Here is a 15,553-nt window from a genome sequence, read left to right as displayed (position 1 = left end):
TGCTCTCGGAGCCTCGGGGCCTCATCAGATGAGGTGAAGGTGCTCTCCGAATTTGTCATGTCTATCGGCCACGCCCCTCTTCCGAAGAGGAAACCTGCTTGTCGATGGAATTAGCCATCGCGTGAGCAAGCGCCTCGGTCACTCCCCCGGCTATTTCTGCGAGTACGTCGACAATGCGGATCTGCTCGCGGGGATCATTCGGCGCTACTGACCTAGCGATGGCAGCTGGATTAGCCAGCACGACTTGGAGAGCATCAAGGTCATTTTCGTTGAGATCGAGATTCAAGGTGATTCGGCGCGTCATGGTTCTTCCTTGCCCAGGGGATTGTCCATTTGCCAAATGAGAATGCCGGTGGCCATCGCCTCTGCGAGCTCCTGAGCGTTCTCCGACCAACTATAAATTTCGACAGTGATCTCTACACACTCGCTGGCCTCCTGCGCGGCGATTGCTAGAGCAACGCGCTGCATAGCAGGCAGTGGCCACTCACTGAAAACCGCTAAGCTCCAACCAGGCTCGCGCCCGAAGCCCAATGGCGCAGGGATGATGTAGGCCTCGACGATTGCTGCTCCTGCTGCCACTGCTTCGAGGGCTCGCTGGAATGGTGCAGCCAGCGGATCGCCGACACTCGCCTTGAGTCTCCTCAGCTCGATCTCATGATGATGAATCTGTAGATCGCGCATCTGCTGCGCAAGCAGATTTTCTCGGTCAGACATCATCCAAGTCCTCCAGCGCGTCGATCAGTCGTGCGTGCTCCTGGTCCCAAAGGTTCAAGAAATTGCGCCAGTCGGACACATACGAGCCATTGAGCTGGCGAGTTGAACCGATTGAGGCAAGCGCAAAGCGCGTAGCCCATGGCTCAGGTATATCGATGTCTCGCACGTAGGGGATATAGCCCTCCACAACGGTGACTGGCACAAGGGCTTGCACTTCTCCTGTCGACAGATGCGCAGCTTCACCGATCGGGTGTTCTCGATCCAGCTGAAGGATGGCGGACAGCTCACGCAGAGCTGCTCGACGCACCGCGAAATCGAATGACCTCAAGGCTCTCAGAGCAGTGCGCCGCCGGCGCTCACGCTCCTGGAGGTTGTAAACAGACAGCTGCTCAGCACTGGCATCCACCATCTGGGCGCAGAAAAATGCTGCTGCCGGGAGTCTGGTCATCCGCGCCTGGGCATCCCTATCGCCCCCGACAAACGCAACGCGTAGACCGAACAGTGCCGATGTGTTCAGCACATCTCGCGCGGCTTTCAGCGCGTAAATGATTTCAGACTGCTCAAATCGCTCAGCGCGATCGACCAACAGATAGATCGGCGCGCGGAGACGGGAGCTCGCCGCCTCCAGGGTTGCCGAGAGCGTATGCCCCGGCGCCGTTCCGAGCTGATCGGCGATCTGCTCAATCGCCAGTTGCATGCTGTCCGCCTCAGTCAACATCGCGACCGATCGTCCAACGGCGTGCAGGACTTCGGCGATGGTCTGGGCGGTGCCGGTAGGCGCGTGGATGAACAGGCCTGAGTTGGTGTCGGCAATCTGATTGAGCAGCGGTGGTGAAGCCGTCGCACCGTTTGTCCTGGTTTTGATGTGCTTTTCGCAGCGCGTGCGATGCCAGCCGGCCGGGCAGTCGTTTTTCAGTCCTTCGTAACGCAACTCGCCGATGGCGCCGCAGATCTCGCAGACCTGCAGTGAACGCTGCTCGATCTCGCGCAGCGCTGCGCGCTGTTCAGGAGTGCTGTAAACCACCTCGATCCGCAACGCCCCAGAATCTTCCCTGATAGCTTGGATTTTGCTGTCGCCGATGATGGCTATCGCCTCTCGGACAAGAGCCAGCCAGCCGCGGCCGGCGTACAGGCGCGTGTCGGGAGCCAGGTTGACGCCGGGCAGGTCGGCGGCGGAAATATAAAGAGTGGGCATTACATTGACCTCCTCTGTTCTGGGGTTTCCTGCGTCTCCTCCACCGTCGCCGGTTTCGGTGCAACCGGCGGCTGAGGGGCTTCGGCCTGCTGATCGGGCGCCGCCTGCTGCGGCTGGCTTTGCTGTCGCAGGAGCAGATCGTTGGGATCCTCGCCATCAGCCATCCGGTAGTCGCCCCGGCGATCGGCAACCTGCAGGCCGGGGGCCTGCTCGGCAAGCAGCTGCTTCAGAGTTTCGGTGTGCCGAGTGCCTGCCTCGTCGCGGTCATAAACGAGATCGACCTGCCGAGCGCCGGTACGGTCGGCCAGGCCGCGCAGCGCGCGAGCGGTGTCGTCGGCCGGGTTCCCGCCAGAGCTGACATAGAGCGTGCAGGCGCGCTGCTCTGGCGTATCGAGCTGGTAGAGACTCAGGGCATCAAGGCCACCCTCGGCGACTTTGATCCGCTCGGGGGCTTCGCATCCGGGGTTCGCGATGTAGACGCCCCTCTGGCTCTTCGAGAAAAGTGCCGGGCCGTCGTGTTTGCGCTCGAAGCCGGTGAATTTTCCGTCTTCGCGGACATGCGGGAAAACGGCGTTGCCGTGCCGATCCGTGCGCGACTTGGTTTCCGCGAGGGTCTGCTCGGAGATGCCGCGAGCCAGCAAGAATTGGTTCGGCTCTGCCAAAGTGCGCTGGTACTGGCGGAAAGCCTCTGCTCGCCGCACTTCAGTTTTCAGAGCTTCAGCCTGCCGCTGCTGCTCCATGCGCGCTTCGCTCTCTGCAGCGCTAATTCCCTGGTAGCGAGTCCCTGCCTCGAAATCCTTGTTGAAGGCGACCTTGCGCAGCTCGTCGCGGGTCTCCAGAAAATTCTGTCCGGTCGAATGCTGATGGAGATGAAAAACGTCGCCACCGAGGCCTGAGCCCGCACCGGCCTTGGTGGCAACCCAGCTCGGCTCGCCTTTAGCATTCGGCTTGAGGGTAATCTCGCGCATCGGGTCGGACTTATCGAGCAACTTGTTTTCCATGCGTACGCGAGCACCCGATCCACTCACCTGAACGTAGCCGAGGCGCTCAGCGTGAACGCGCAGCTCAACGCAATCTCGGATCACCTGCGTTTCGCGCTGCTGCTCGCCCTTCGTCCAGACTCGACGTGGCTTAGCCATATCGGAACCTACTTGGCCTTTGGCGGCGGCACAGTCCCGTCGCATTCCAGCAGCAGCTCGTCCACGATTACGTGCATGATCTTGCAGTAAACCCTTACGTCCCCGCCCTGTGTCTGATGCCAGACGGCATTCGGACAGATTGCGCAGACCGTCTCGGGGATTGGACCGCGCAGATTCGCGAGGGTCTTCGACCGTGTGGTGGGCGAACAGACCGGCGCGCTCGGCGTCGGCAAGCTCTCTTATACGCTCGGGGGCTCGTTCTCGGTCGGCTCGGAATAGTCCAGGTCGCTCATTTTCGATTTCCTGTTTGGGGGTTGGGGGCAAAGGCAGTGGTTCGGCCAAGAGCGCGACGCGCTTTCCATTGGCCGGTAATTCGTAGGGTTTCCCGGGTTTCTGGCGGGTGTCGGTCGGCTGATCGATTAAAGTGGTCACCGCGAATCCGCGGGCAACGGACAAATCATGGTCGGCCTGGGTGGCTGGCATGACCTGGATCTCGGGCGATTTTTTGGGCTCGGCCTTCGGCTCGGTCGGGTACTCGAAGCGCTCGCCTGCTTTCTCCAGTAGATCCTTGGTACTCGGCTGCTGGGCCTTGATCGGCTGATCTTCGTAAAGGCCGGCTTCAGCGTTGGCGCGGATCAGGGCGCGGAACTCTTTATCGGCGTCCAGGGCGCAACGTTTGCTCTTGAAGCCTTCGGTGTTGCGCGCGAGGGTATCGAGCGAATCCTGGTCGTTATCGGTATAGAAGCTGCAGGCGTAGCGCGAGCGGGTGTAAGCGACGTACGCGAGGCGTCGATCAGTGGAGTCTGAGGTCAGGTAGAAAGCACGATCGACCGTGAGCCCCTGGGACTTGTGCACAGTCATCGCGTAGGCGTGATCGATCGAGGCGTAGTCGGACAAATTCCAGCTGACCTCCTCCTTGGTTCGATCGAGGCGTGCGGTGATCTTGGTGTCGTAGATGGGTTCACCGTTATCGTCGGTGCCGGTCTGCACTCTTTCGATCGCCGTAAGATTGGCGCGGTCGCCGTTGTAGACAGGTTCGCCGTCGAGCTTCTGATTTTTGCGCAGCATGATCCGGTCACCCGGCACCAGATCGAGGTCTGCGTAATCGCCTCGTCCAGTCTCGACCGGAATTCGGATTTGCTGGGCTTTGTCCAACTCTCCGATCTCGAACCGGTGATCGCGGATCTTGTTGTTCAGAGAACGAACGGACTGGTTACGGTCAGCCAGCAGCAGGATTTCTTGCCAGTCGGTGCCTTCTGAGCGAGCCTGCAGGACGTCGCGCATCATCAGATCGAGCGGCTTATCCTTGCTGCCTTCGACCGGCATTTTCAGCAGGCCGCGAGCCTTCATAATATCCAGGGCGTCAGGGCAGCCCTGCTCGGCCGGACCCTCGAACCAGGCCTGGGAGACCGCGCGGTCTGCAGGGTCTTTCTGGCGAGCGATCTGGATCAGTTCGGCGCAGCCGACCTCCTCGGTGAGCATGTCCAGACTGGATGCCGAGCCGACAGCCTCAAGCTGGCGTCCGTCACCGACAAGGATGAGTTTTGCGCCTGCTGCGTCGCAGAACCCAGCCAACTTGTGCAGGGTGCGCAGATCCGCAAGGCCGGCTTCGTCGCAGATGATCACGTCGGTAGCTCGGAGCTTTTCGCGGTACTGGGCGTTATCGTTCTCCAGGCGCATCAGTAGCGAGTGGATCGTGCGAGCCTGAATTCCAGCGGAGTTCTGTAGCTCAGCTGCCGCCGCCCCTGATGGTGCCAGGCCGATGACACGGTTACCGGCAGCCTCATACGCCTCGCGAAGCGCGGACAGACTGACGGACTTACCCGTGCCCGCAGCGCCCTGAATAATCTGGACACGAGCACCGGAAGTACAGAGTCGAACGACTGCGCGCTGTTCATCGCGCATCGGGTAACCCTTCTCGCGCTCGATACGCGCAATGGCCATCTCAACATCGAGTGGTTTGAGGGTGAACCGCGCTTGTGGTTTCTGAGCAGCGTGGGCGTAGGCCAGAAGCTCGCCTTCGAGCTGACGATAGGTCTCGGTCGTGAATTCACGAAAGCGGCCTTCCTGGGGGAGTTCGACAACCCCGAGCTGGCGGATAAGTGCAGATTTAATTGCCGGGATGGCAGGCTCGCCGCCATGCAAGATGGCGAGCTGTGCGGCTGCTCGGTCGAGGGCGTGCTCACCAAAAACTGAGGAGTTACGGAATACGAGCTGCTCCGCGAACAGGCGGGTTTCTGGGCTCAGGTCACCGCGCTGCAGTTCCTGGTGAAGGCTGCTGAGTTGCTCGCGCCATTCAGCGCGTAGCTCGTCTGAGTCTCGCTCCTTTTTCCCCTCGCGGGTGCGCTTAGCTGCGCCGCGCGCTGAATCAGCCCCACTAGCGCCCATCTCGTCGAGAGCCTTGAGGATCTCGATGCGGCGGGTGGAAAACTCCAGCACGGTTTCGCGGGAGATGCCTGCTACGCGCAGACCGTTGCGCTCTAAGTCGACTTCAAAGTACTTGGCGAGCTGAGGGATATCACGGCTCAGAGCATGGGCCAGGTAGCAGTCCCAGAGCGCTGCCAGTTCGGCTTGCCTCTTATAAAGCTCGCCGCCGTCTAGCGGGCGCCACTGCCCATCAGTGCCGCGGCAGGCGTTCGGAATCTCGACGTGAACGTGGAGATGCGGCTCTTGGTTGCGGTTTGTGAAGTGTAAATAGCTGGCGGCCATGGCCTTGCCGGCGTAGCGGTCTACCCCTTGGGCGCCGAGCCGATACCCGAAGTATCCCTGCGCTTCGGCGTACTCAAAGGCGCGGCGCGACGCCTCCATCATGGCTCGCTCGAAAATAATCTGCTGCTCGCGTGGCAGTGAGGCGTAGACAAGGGAAAGAGTCTTGTCGGCATTGAAGCTCGTGGAATACCCGGCCAAGCCAGTTCCGCGCTCAAGCTCTCCCTGGCGACGCTTAGGTACGTACGATTCCCTTGTACGTGGATTCGTGCCGGCCATCAGTGCGGCGTAGTCCCCATTCTGCGGAGTGATTCCCAGCCCCATTGCCTGGGCGCCCTGGCCGAGGTACTCGGTCAGCAGCGTGTCGTTTCCGGGCATGTGGTAGTAATCCTCACCCCCGGTAGACAGCACATGATCGTGCTCGTCGTCGAGAATCCGCCCCTCGCCCCGCTCGAAATAGTCCGCCCGCGCACCGATATCGCCGCCGGTGAATTTGTCGATAGTGAAGATCGCCATCACGCCTCCTCGGCGAACAGAGCTTTGAGCTGCTCAGCCACCGCGCGTTGCGCTCCCAGCCGGCTCGCGTCCGCGATCCGAGGCCCCAGAAGGGCGAAGGCGGATTCGATTTCGGAGCGAACTGCGATTGCTGCGTCCGGCTCCAGGGCGACGGTTTTGGCGTCGTGCAAAGCAAGATCACCTCGCACCAGGGCGACAAGATCTGAGGTCGGAACAGCCTCCAGGATCGCCTGAAGAACGCCTGATTTCGGCACACGCAGATCGCGGGCAAGGCGCTCGAAGGCAGCATGCGCCACCTCACTCACCATGCTTTGCGTGTGGTTTTTACGCTCGAAACTCATCGCCATCTTCCCTTCAGGGGGTGGCTACTACCGCTTTAGTAGTCCACCGATCTCGTTCTCTGCCCGGCTGGCTGGGCTGACACGGATGCACCTCGCGAAGCGAGTGCAGCCGTGTTCAAGCCTCCGCCTCTAAACTACAGAATCTTTATAGAATATCAACGATATTTTGTTGATCTATTTTCTTCTTTTGCTATCTTTATAGAAACGCGATAGCGTTAATCAAGCATCCTGATAGCTATAGAGGCATCACGCAGGAATCTTTAGAGATTCTCGATAGAATCGATGCGTACCTTTGTACTTACAGGAGAAACTCAATGTTCAAGCGCCCCGAAGACGAAGAAGACATCAATGCATACCTGCGCGAGATGGCAGAGGAGGAAAAGGCGGTGACAGACCGGCTACGGGCTCTAATCGCGCAAAAGAAGGCAGAGGCCCTTGAAGGGACGGACTCCGCGCGTACTCGTGGGCACGCGACTCGTGTGCTCCGACCGCGAATAGCAGAGCTGAGATCCATGATGCTGCTGGGGCTATCGATTAAAGAGATGCTCGATCTGCTGGAGCAGGCAGGCGTAATGGTCAGCTATCACAGCTTGCGCACCTTCCTGAAAAAGCATCTCCCGGCAGAGTACCGCGAGTGTATGGCCATCGGATCGTCGAAAGGCATCAACCCTTACTCCGGAGAAGAACAATACCCAGACGCTCAATTTGAAACCCAGCCTACAACACAGGCACCGGCCGCCGCGGAACAGGCGAAACCTGAAAACGTGAACTCGCTCATCGAGCAGGTGCTCGGGCGAAAAGACCACTCAAGTTAGGAGTAACCCATGATTCGAATTCTCTGTACCTCGACCAAAGGTGGCGTCGGCAAATCCACCATCGCCCAGCAAGTGGCCACAACATATCTTCTGGACCGCGAGGGCACTGGTACGCTGATTGAGCTCGACGACCAGAACGTCGATTCGCGCTGGATGAACAGCTCGAAGATCGAATCACGCCAGATCATTGTTGACGGCGATGCCGGCTTTGCCGTCCTCGACCTTTTCGAGGAGTTCGCCGGTAAATCTTTCGTGCTCGACATCGGTAACCAGACTGCGGAGGCGGCGCTTGCAGCCATGGGCCGAAATGGCCTTCTCGGCCGGTTCGATCTGATCCTGGTTCCTGTCAAGGACGTGGGTCAGGACGTAGAGAATGCGAAGCGCACAATCAACAAAATCCGTGAAGATGAGCCCTCCGCAAAAATTGTTCTGGTTCTCAACGGACTTAGCCGCAAGACCCAAGACCCGAACGACCGCCGCATCCGAGCTCTGTACGGTGACGTTTTCGACCTCGGCGAAGATCTCGATGTACCGGTCCTCATCATGCCCGGCGTCGAGGGTTACGGCTTGTCGCGTAATTTCGGCAAAACCCTGCCAGAAATTGCCGACGGCGCCGATGACCTGATTGCTCAACTCCGAGAAAAAAGCCTGACCCTCGATCGTAAGGGGAACGGCAAGGAAGCTCGCCGCTGCATGGTGTTGGTCGAGGTAGTGGCGATCGCGAAAGAAGCTAGCACCTGGATCAAGCAACTGCATGGCAAGTTCGACGAGCTCCGGGGAGCCGACCAGGAGGCTGCATGAGCACCCTGAGCGATGACAGCATCCAGAGCATCTTCGACCTGGTGCACGAGCTCCGAACGCTAGTCGTACGCCTTGAGGGCGTGGGAACGCAGCCCGGCCTGCTGGAGCTCACGGAGTCGCTAGCATCAAAAATTGGTGCCGCTGGTAACAGCGTCGGGCTATACGCCGATCGCCTAGCTGATGCTGCACAGTTGCATGAGCAGCTAAAAGCTTTGCCACGACAACTGCTTCGCCCAGAGGAGTCCCAAGCTTTCCGGGAATCTCTTGAGCGCGCTTTGCTCTCCGACACGACGCGAATCCTTCGTGTCGCTTACGAGGCGGCAATGAAATCTGGCTGTCTGGAAGCGGTTGAAAATGCGCTCACAGAAATGCAGAAGTGTATCGACATCTCATCGTTGGAACGATGCCAGGCAGCAGAAGATCGGAGCAAAGCATTACAAGCTGAGCTAGAGCGGACAGTGAAAGAACTGGCTGCCACTCGCGAGCGAGTTAAAGAGCACAACATTGCACTGAATAACGAACGCGACCTTCTGAACGCTCGATTTGCTGAGCACCTAGCGACGGCACGTAAGTGGAGCTTAGCCAAATTTGCTACCGGGGCGATCCTAGGGGCCGTGTTGTCCATCCTCTACCTGGCCCCCCAGATCGAAGATTTCTTGGCATCTGAAATCATCTATAGGCCGATTCACGAACGGCGCTGATAACGCCAAACCACAGCAATGTAGAGAGGAAAATCGCATGAGCAATCGTGACGATGACGAAGATTCTTGCGCCCGGAAAAAGCGCGTGACGGATGCGGCCGCGGCTCTAGCCGCAGCTTTCATTGGTCCTGCGGGGGCAAGCCCTCTCCAGGAATGCATGCCTGGAGTGTTCGACGTGCCATTTCAGTCGAGGGATCTAGACGATTTCGGCGGGCTTTACGACTTAAAGCAGCCAGGCCAAGCGGTCCTATATGTCGGACTGATTGCGGCTGACTACCGTATTGCTCGGCTTGAAACAGAGAACCGGGCTCTGCGCGCCGCTCTTGCGAGCGGGGATGCGCTGAACGAAAGCAGCCAAACGCTTTTTCCGGGACTTGGGAGTTTCATGGATGCGATGAATTCGGACATGAAACAAGTAAGCGTGACGGGTCGAATGCCCCAGCTAAGGCATTTTGAGCAACGTGTTCGAAACTCAGATACTCGGGCAAAAATTGCTGATGCAGGACGCGCCCTGCAACTCGAAAGCGCGCGGATTGCAGCTGCAAAGGCAACAGAAGCGGAGCGAAGAGTTGGCTGACGAGAGCGGCAACTCTCGCCAGCCGATCCGCGTCGAAAAACACGAAAGGACGAGGTGCGCAAGCGATTCGCCGGAGCCGGTGCCAAACTCACACGCGACATTCGCACCTCTGACCAAGATGTTGAACAGCAGCGCTGGCTGCCTCTGGTACCGGAGCCTGAGCATGAACGGCTAATTCGGGAACTAGAGGCATCCCCGGAATGGCCATCCATCAAGGCCGAACTGAAGATGAGGGAAAACAACAAAGGGCGCTAAATGCGCCCTTTGTCTTGTAACTGGGGTTTGGGGAGCAATGGAACCAAAAACCAACATAAGCCCTACCACCTCCGCTCAGAGCCCTCTTCCCAGGCATCCGCCTCGATAAAGCAATTACGCATCTCGGCCTCTTGGCTGATCTCGGTCAGCAGATCATGTACCGTCTTATCCAGTGCCTCATCGTTGCGATAGGGAATGCTCAGCGCGTAGTTGCCCGACTCAAGCAGCTTCATGCCGTAAGGTTCCAGGCAGTAACGCTCGATATTCTCCAGTGCCCGTTTTTTACCACGCACGAACTTGCTGTTGTTCTCGACGGCCAGGCGCAATATGACCGTCGCGATCCGTTCGGCATTGTCCACTGCCGGTGGGACCGTGATGTTGAGATGCTGGGTGATTTTTGCGGGTACGCCGATCGTTATGCCGCGATGCCGGAGGTAGCGGTAAAGCGTGCTTTTGGAAATGTGCAGTTTCTTGCCAATGGCGCTCACACTTAACCGACCCTCTCGGTACAGCGTTTCTGCGGCCATAGCGGTCGCTTCCGCCTGAGCGGGCAGCCCCTTCGGGCGGCCACCGACTCGACCACGTGACCGTGCAGCGGACAAGCCTGCCTGTGTGCGCTCACGAATCAACTCACGTTCGAACTCTGCCAATGAAGCGAACAGGTTGAACACAAAGCGGCCTTGCGCGTGGGTGGTATCGATGGGGTCATTCAGACTTTGCAGGCCAACGTTACGAGCGGCCAATTCACCGACCAGTTCGACCAGGTGCTTGAGCGAGCGCCCTAGACGATCCAGCTTCCAAATCACCACAGCATCACCGGCCCGTACATGAACCAATAATTTGTCCAGTTCCGGACGTGCGCTTTTTGAGCCGCTGGCAACGTCTTGATAGATCCGCTCGCACCCTGCCTTTGTCAGAGCATCGATCTGGAGGTCGGCGTTCTGATCCCGAGTACTCACCCGCGCATAGCCAATTTTCATCAAAAGTACCGTTTACTCAACAGAGAAATTGAAAATAGAACCTTGATTAACGATACCAGTATTTAAAACCATAATATGGGCTAACTCGGAGCTGGGCAGGTCTTCCGTTAAAGTTCTATAAAACGAGGGTTTTATCGAACCGTTGCGGCGCAGTGAGGATCGAGTGTATAAACACATAAACACCTAACATTGGAAAAAGTCATGAATACCACTCGCTGGAACGTCGCCGTCTCCACCGACACCGACCAATCGCTTCGCATGTTTCTGGCCAGCCAAGGCGGTGGCCGTAAGGGCGACCTGTCGCGCTTCATCGAAGAAGCGGTGCGGGCACACATCCTGGAGCTGAGCGCCGAACAGGCCAAGGTTTCCAATGCCCATCTGAGTGAGGCCGAACTGACCGAAGCGGTTGAAGAAGCGCTCGACTGGGCGCGTAAGCGCTGATGCGGGTTGTATTGGATACCAACATTCTGTTCAGTGCGCTGATCTCACCGCATGGGTCTCCTGATGCGATCTATCGGGCCTGGCGTTCAGCTCGCTTCGAGGTGGTGACTTCACGGGCACAGCTCGACGAAATTCGTCGCGCCAGTCGTTACCCCAAGCTTCAGGCCATCCTTCAGCCTGCCAAAGTGGGGGCCATGATCAATAACCTGCAACGCGCCGTGGTATTGGAGCGGTTGACCATTGAGGTTGAAGCCGATGATCCGGATGACTCTTTTCTGCTGGCCATGGCTTTGGCGGGCAATGCGGACTACCTAGTAACCGGTGATCGACGCGCAGGCCTCTTGCAGCGCGGACATATCGAACGCACGCGGATTGTCACCCCCGCCGTGTTCTGCGCCGAGGTACTGTGATCGATGCCGGTTGGTTTTCTGACTCAGGAGCAACGCGACGGCTTTGGTCGCTACATCGATGCGCCCAGCCGTGATGAACTGGAGCGCTACTTCCACCTGAGCGATGAAGACCGTGAAGCCGTCCAGGTACTACGGGGCAACCATAACCGCTTGGGCTATGCCGTTCTGCTGACTACCGTTCGCTTCGTCGGTGTTTTGCCGGACAAACCCACGGCTGTGCCGGTGGAAGTCCTGCTTGTGCTTTGTCGGCAATTGGCAATCGCCGACCCTGACTGTCTTGTACGTTATAGCGATCATCGTCGCTGGATACATGCGGCCGATATTCAAGAGCGCTATGGCTATCGCCACTTTACTGACCCAGGCATCGGCTTTCGTTTGAGCCGATGGCTGTATGCCCTTTGCTGGACTGGTACTGATCGTCCTGGCGTGCTGTTCGAACGAGCTACCTCATGGCTGCTCACACAGAAAGTCCTATTGCCCGGAATTTCCCAGTTAGAGCGCTTCATTGCCCAACTGCGTAGCCGGGTTGAAGAACGCCTCTGGTACACCTTGGGCCGCAGCGTGACCGAGGAGCAAAGACAGCACCTACAAGACTTGCTTCTGGTGGCCGAAGGCAACCGTAGTTCCCGACTGGATCAACTACGCTCCGGCCCGGTGATGGTCAGTGGCCCTGCACTGGTTCGGGCGCTGCGTCGGCTGGATGATGTACGCGGGTTGGGTATCGCCTTACCGGCAGCTGCGCATATCCCTCCCAGCCGCATTGCCGCCCTGGCTCGCTTTGCCAACACCGCGAAGGTCACGGCCATCAATCGACTGCCGGCGTCGCGCCGGTTGGCGACGTTGGTGGCATTCGCGGTTTCCTTGGAAGCCAGTGCGCACGACGATGCTCTGGAAGTTCTGGAAGCGCTACTGCGTGATATCTTCAACAACGCAGAGAAGGCTGACAAGAAGGCTCGGTTGCGTAGTCTAAAAGACCTGGATCGCTCGGCGGCAATGCTCGCCGCTGCGTGCAAGGTCGTGCTGGATAGCTCGATCAGCGATGACAATGTCCGTGCCCGGCTGTTCAACGACCTGCCACGTGTCACGCTGGAGAAAGCCCTGGAAGAGGTCAATGCGTTGATCCGTCCGGCCAACGATGTGTTTTACCTCGCTCTGGAGGAGCGCTACCGCAGCGTGCGCCGTTTCCTTCCTGACTTATTGAAACATATTCGCTTCGGCTTCAGCCCGGCGGGTAAGGGTGTGGCGGCTAGTTTGGACTGGTTGCAACTGAACTTGCCTCGCAGGAAGCCGGAGGATGACGTGCCGCAGGAGATCGTGGCCAAGGCTTGGCAGAACCACATCACTCGCGAAGATGGCTCCCTCGACATGGGCGCCTATGTCTTCTGCACGCTTGATGCACTACGCACGGCCCTACGCCGCCGCGATGTCTTTGTTGCACCCAGTTGGCGCTATGCCGACCCGCGTATCGGTCTGCTCGATGGTGCAGAATGGCTGTCGGCGCGACCGATCATCTGTCGCTCACTGGGCCTGACTGTGGACGCCAAAACCACCTTGGACGCCTTGTCTGCCGAGCTGGATGCGACTTGGTACGCAGTCGCCGCTCGCCTGCCCGACAATCCTGCGATCCAGTTGAGTGAGAATACAGAGGGCAAAACCGAGCTGTCCCTCGGAGCGCTGGAGAAGCTGGAAGAGCCCAACTCGTTGCTGCAACTGCGTGCAGCCGTGGCCGACTTGATGCCGCGTGTCGATTTGCCGGAAATCCTGTTAGAAATCGCCGCTCGTACCGGCTTCACTGAAGCCTTCACCCATGTGTCCGAACGCAATGCGCGGGCCGACAACTTGGTGACGAGTTTGTGCGCAGTGCTCTTGGGAGGAGCCTGTAACACCGGCCTGGAGCCCTTGACTCGCAACGACAACCAAGCGCTGCGCCGTGACCGGCTGTCCTGGGTGAGCCAGAACTATCTCCGTGACGATACCCTGTCGGCAGCCAATGCCATTTTGGTGGCTGCGCAGAGTCAACTGGAGCTGGCTCAGGTCTGGGGCGGCGGCGAGGTGGCCTCCGCCGATGGCATGCGTTTTGTCGTACCTGTGCGTACCGTACATGCCGGCCCTAACCCGAAGTATTTCGGTACCGGCCGGGGCGTCACCTGGTACAACCTGATCTCCGACCAGTTTTCCGGTCTTAACGCCATTACGGTGCCCGGCACCCTGCGCGACAGCCTAGTATTGCTCGCGGTTGTGCTGGAACAACAGACCGAATTGCAGCCCACACAAATCATGACCGATACCGGTGCTTACAGCGATGTGGTGTTCGGGTTATTCCGTCTGCTCGGTTATCACTTCTGCCCGCGCCTGGCTGATGTCGGCGGTACCCGCTTCTGGCGCACCCGCCCGGACGCGGATTACGGCAAGCTCAACGGACTTGCTCGCCAGTCAGTCAAGCTCGACCTGATCGCCGAGCACTGGGATGACCTGTTGCGTTTGGCTGGCTCACTCAAACTTGGCCGAGTGCCGGCGACAGGCATCATGCGCACCCTACAAACGGGAGATCGTCCGACCCGTCTGGCCCAGGCGTTGGCAGAGTTCGGACGGATCGAGAAAACCCTGCATACGTTGACCTACATTGATGATGAGTCCAAGCGCCGCGCCACCCTGACCCAACTGAATCGCGGCGAAGGCCGACACAGCCTGGCTCGCGCCGTGTTCCATGGCAAACGAGGCGAGCTTCGCCAGCGCTACCGAGAAGGCCAGGAGGATCAACTCGGTGCCCTGGGCCTGGTGGTAAATATCATTGTGCTATGGAATACCCTCTACATGACGGCTGCCGTGGAGCGGTTAAAGCAGCACGGCTACCCGGTACAGGACGAAGACCTGGCTCGTTTGTCGCCGCTGATCTTCGAGCACATCAATATGTTGGGACGGTACTCCTTCGCGGTACCAGAAGAGGTCGCCCGAGGTGAGCTACGGCCACTGCGTAATCCAGACGACGATATTTAGGTGCGCAGGTCGAACTCAGTGGGCTATGTTGTCAGATAGCTTAGATGGGATTGACCACAGCATTTCTCAATAAGTAGAAACACTGTGGCTTAGAGAGTTATCTCAGCGCAGCAGCAATACAGGCATGGTGGCTGTTCGAAGCATCGTCGTAGTCGTGCTTCCTACCAAAAACTGCCTGATGCGTGAATGCCCATAGGCACCCATGACCAGCAGATCAATGCCGTGCTCTGTCTGATAATCGTGCAGAGCCGACTCCACCTCACCTTGTCTGATTTCAGCTTGGACTAGGAAGCCAGCCGAGAGAAGCATGCTTTGTGCTTTTCCCAGTGCCTCATGATTGCTCACCGAATCTGCACCGACCGTAACAAGATGAATGGGCAAGTCTTTGCAAAGCGAACTGGCGGCAAACATTTGGATGGTTTTGTAGGCTGTGGAGCTGCCGGCAAATGCGAGCATCACCTTTTCGGGCTTTTTATAGCTGTTGGCTGTGATCAGGATAGGCCGGTGAATTGTTCGCACTACAGCTTCTATCTGGCTGCCAAGGCTGTGCGCGTTGCGTGAGTTGTCTTCACCCACTCTTCCTATCACCAACAGTCGAATATCCTCCTGAAGGTCGCTCAGACTTTCTACCAAGTGTCCGTGGCGCTGCTTCAGCTCAGGAAACGCAGCGCCGGAAATGACCGTTCGCTCCCTGGCCTTTTCCAGCATGTGTTGGCCCTGTTCCAGAGCGAGTCTGGCGCGTTGGGCATCCAATGTAGCCAGCTCCTCCAGCAGATGCTCTCGACTGCCGAGACCAATATTTCCACTTAGGTCAGCTGCTGCTGGGTATTTCTCTTCATCCAATACGTGAAGCAAGGTAAGAGGCACGTTGAGTCGCTGCGACGCCCATGCTGCGTAGTCGCAGACCGCCAATGAGGATTGTGAGTTATCAATACATGCCATTACGTGGGTCATTGTCGATCTCC

At 58.3% G+C, this 15,553-nt stretch carries 14 protein-coding genes; 7 read left to right on the top strand and 7 right to left on the bottom strand.

Features of this window, described 5'->3' with window-relative positions; all coding sequences use genetic code 11:
* Positions 1–61: 61 nt before the first annotated feature.
* Genes B723_RS06770 through B723_RS06750 form a run of 5 tightly spaced genes read right to left on the bottom strand, consistent with a single transcriptional unit; the run spans position 62 to position 6,611 of the window.
* Positions 62–304 carry a hypothetical protein gene (locus B723_RS06770; protein ID WP_017335998.1) on the bottom strand — a complete coding sequence of 81 codons (243 nt, stop codon included), beginning with the start codon at positions 302–304 and terminating at the stop codon, positions 62–64.
* On the bottom strand, positions 301–717 hold the full coding sequence (locus B723_RS06765) for a hypothetical protein (RefSeq protein ID WP_017335997.1): 417 nt from the start codon (positions 715–717) through the stop codon (positions 301–303). The genes B723_RS06770 and B723_RS06765 overlap by 4 nt, the downstream gene beginning before the upstream one ends.
* Complete coding sequence (locus B723_RS06760) at positions 707–1,909, bottom strand: hypothetical protein (RefSeq protein ID WP_017335996.1); 1,203 nt, start codon at positions 1,907–1,909, stop codon at positions 707–709. The genes B723_RS06765 and B723_RS06760 overlap by 11 nt, the downstream gene beginning before the upstream one ends.
* Positions 1,909–6,270, bottom strand: a complete 4,362-nt coding sequence (gene mobF / locus B723_RS06755; RefSeq protein WP_017335995.1) for a MobF family relaxase — start codon at positions 6,268–6,270, stop codon at positions 1,909–1,911. Before mobF ends, B723_RS06760 begins: the two co-directional genes overlap by 1 nt.
* Positions 6,270–6,611, bottom strand: coding sequence for a hypothetical protein (locus tag B723_RS06750; RefSeq protein ID WP_017335994.1), 342 nt, complete (start codon positions 6,609–6,611; stop codon positions 6,270–6,272). The genes mobF and B723_RS06750 overlap by 1 nt, the downstream gene beginning before the upstream one ends.
* 314 nt (positions 6,612–6,925) lie before the next feature.
* On the opposite strand from B723_RS06750, the gene B723_RS06745 reads away from it, so the two are divergent.
* The 4 genes from B723_RS06745 to B723_RS06730 are packed head-to-tail and all read left to right on the top strand — an operon-like array spanning position 6,926 to position 9,505.
* Positions 6,926–7,426 carry a hypothetical protein gene (locus tag B723_RS06745; protein WP_017335993.1) on the top strand — a complete coding sequence of 167 codons (501 nt, stop codon included), beginning with the start codon at positions 6,926–6,928 and terminating at the stop codon, positions 7,424–7,426.
* Between the two features lie 9 nt (positions 7,427–7,435).
* Positions 7,436–8,227, top strand: coding sequence for a hypothetical protein (locus tag B723_RS06740; protein WP_017335992.1), 792 nt, complete (start codon positions 7,436–7,438; stop codon positions 8,225–8,227).
* On the top strand, positions 8,224–8,928 hold the full coding sequence (locus B723_RS06735) for a hypothetical protein (protein WP_017335991.1): 705 nt from the start codon (positions 8,224–8,226) through the stop codon (positions 8,926–8,928). Before B723_RS06740 ends, B723_RS06735 begins: the two co-directional genes overlap by 4 nt.
* A gap of 37 nt (positions 8,929–8,965) precedes the next feature.
* On the top strand, positions 8,966–9,505 hold the full coding sequence (locus B723_RS06730) for a hypothetical protein (protein WP_017335990.1): 540 nt from the start codon (positions 8,966–8,968) through the stop codon (positions 9,503–9,505).
* Positions 9,506–9,822: 317 nt separating this feature from the next.
* On the opposite strand, the gene B723_RS06720 is transcribed toward B723_RS06730, so the two are convergent.
* On the bottom strand, positions 9,823–10,740 hold the full coding sequence (locus B723_RS06720; RefSeq protein WP_017335988.1) for a recombinase family protein: 918 nt from the start codon (positions 10,738–10,740) through the stop codon (positions 9,823–9,825).
* A gap of 201 nt (positions 10,741–10,941) precedes the next feature.
* On the opposite strand from B723_RS06720, the gene B723_RS06715 reads away from it, so the two are divergent.
* From B723_RS06715 to B723_RS06705, 3 genes are read left to right on the top strand one after another with little or no spacing between them, the layout of a single operon-like run.
* On the top strand, positions 10,942–11,181 hold the full coding sequence (locus B723_RS06715; RefSeq protein ID WP_017335987.1) for a ribbon-helix-helix domain-containing protein: 240 nt from the start codon (positions 10,942–10,944) through the stop codon (positions 11,179–11,181).
* Positions 11,181–11,591, top strand: coding sequence for a putative toxin-antitoxin system toxin component, PIN family (locus B723_RS06710; RefSeq protein WP_017335986.1), 411 nt, complete (start codon positions 11,181–11,183; stop codon positions 11,589–11,591). Before B723_RS06715 ends, B723_RS06710 begins: the two co-directional genes overlap by 1 nt.
* Positions 11,592–11,594: 3 nt before the next feature.
* A complete protein-coding gene (locus B723_RS06705) occupies positions 11,595–14,588 on the top strand; it encodes a Tn3 family transposase (RefSeq protein ID WP_017335985.1) in 2,994 nt (997 codons plus the stop codon).
* Positions 14,589–14,690: 102 nt separating this feature from the next.
* Here the strand turns inward: B723_RS06705 and B723_RS06700 are convergent, their stop codons facing one another.
* On the bottom strand, positions 14,691–15,542 hold the full coding sequence (locus B723_RS06700; RefSeq protein ID WP_017335984.1) for a universal stress protein: 852 nt from the start codon (positions 15,540–15,542) through the stop codon (positions 14,691–14,693).
* Positions 15,543–15,553: the final 11 nt, after the last annotated feature.

This window comes from Pseudomonas fluorescens NCIMB 11764 (genome assembly GCF_000293885.2).
GTDB classification, from domain to species: domain Bacteria; phylum Pseudomonadota; class Gammaproteobacteria; order Pseudomonadales; family Pseudomonadaceae; genus Aquipseudomonas; species Aquipseudomonas fluorescens_B.
This window is presented reverse-complemented; position numbering and strand designations above follow the sequence as displayed.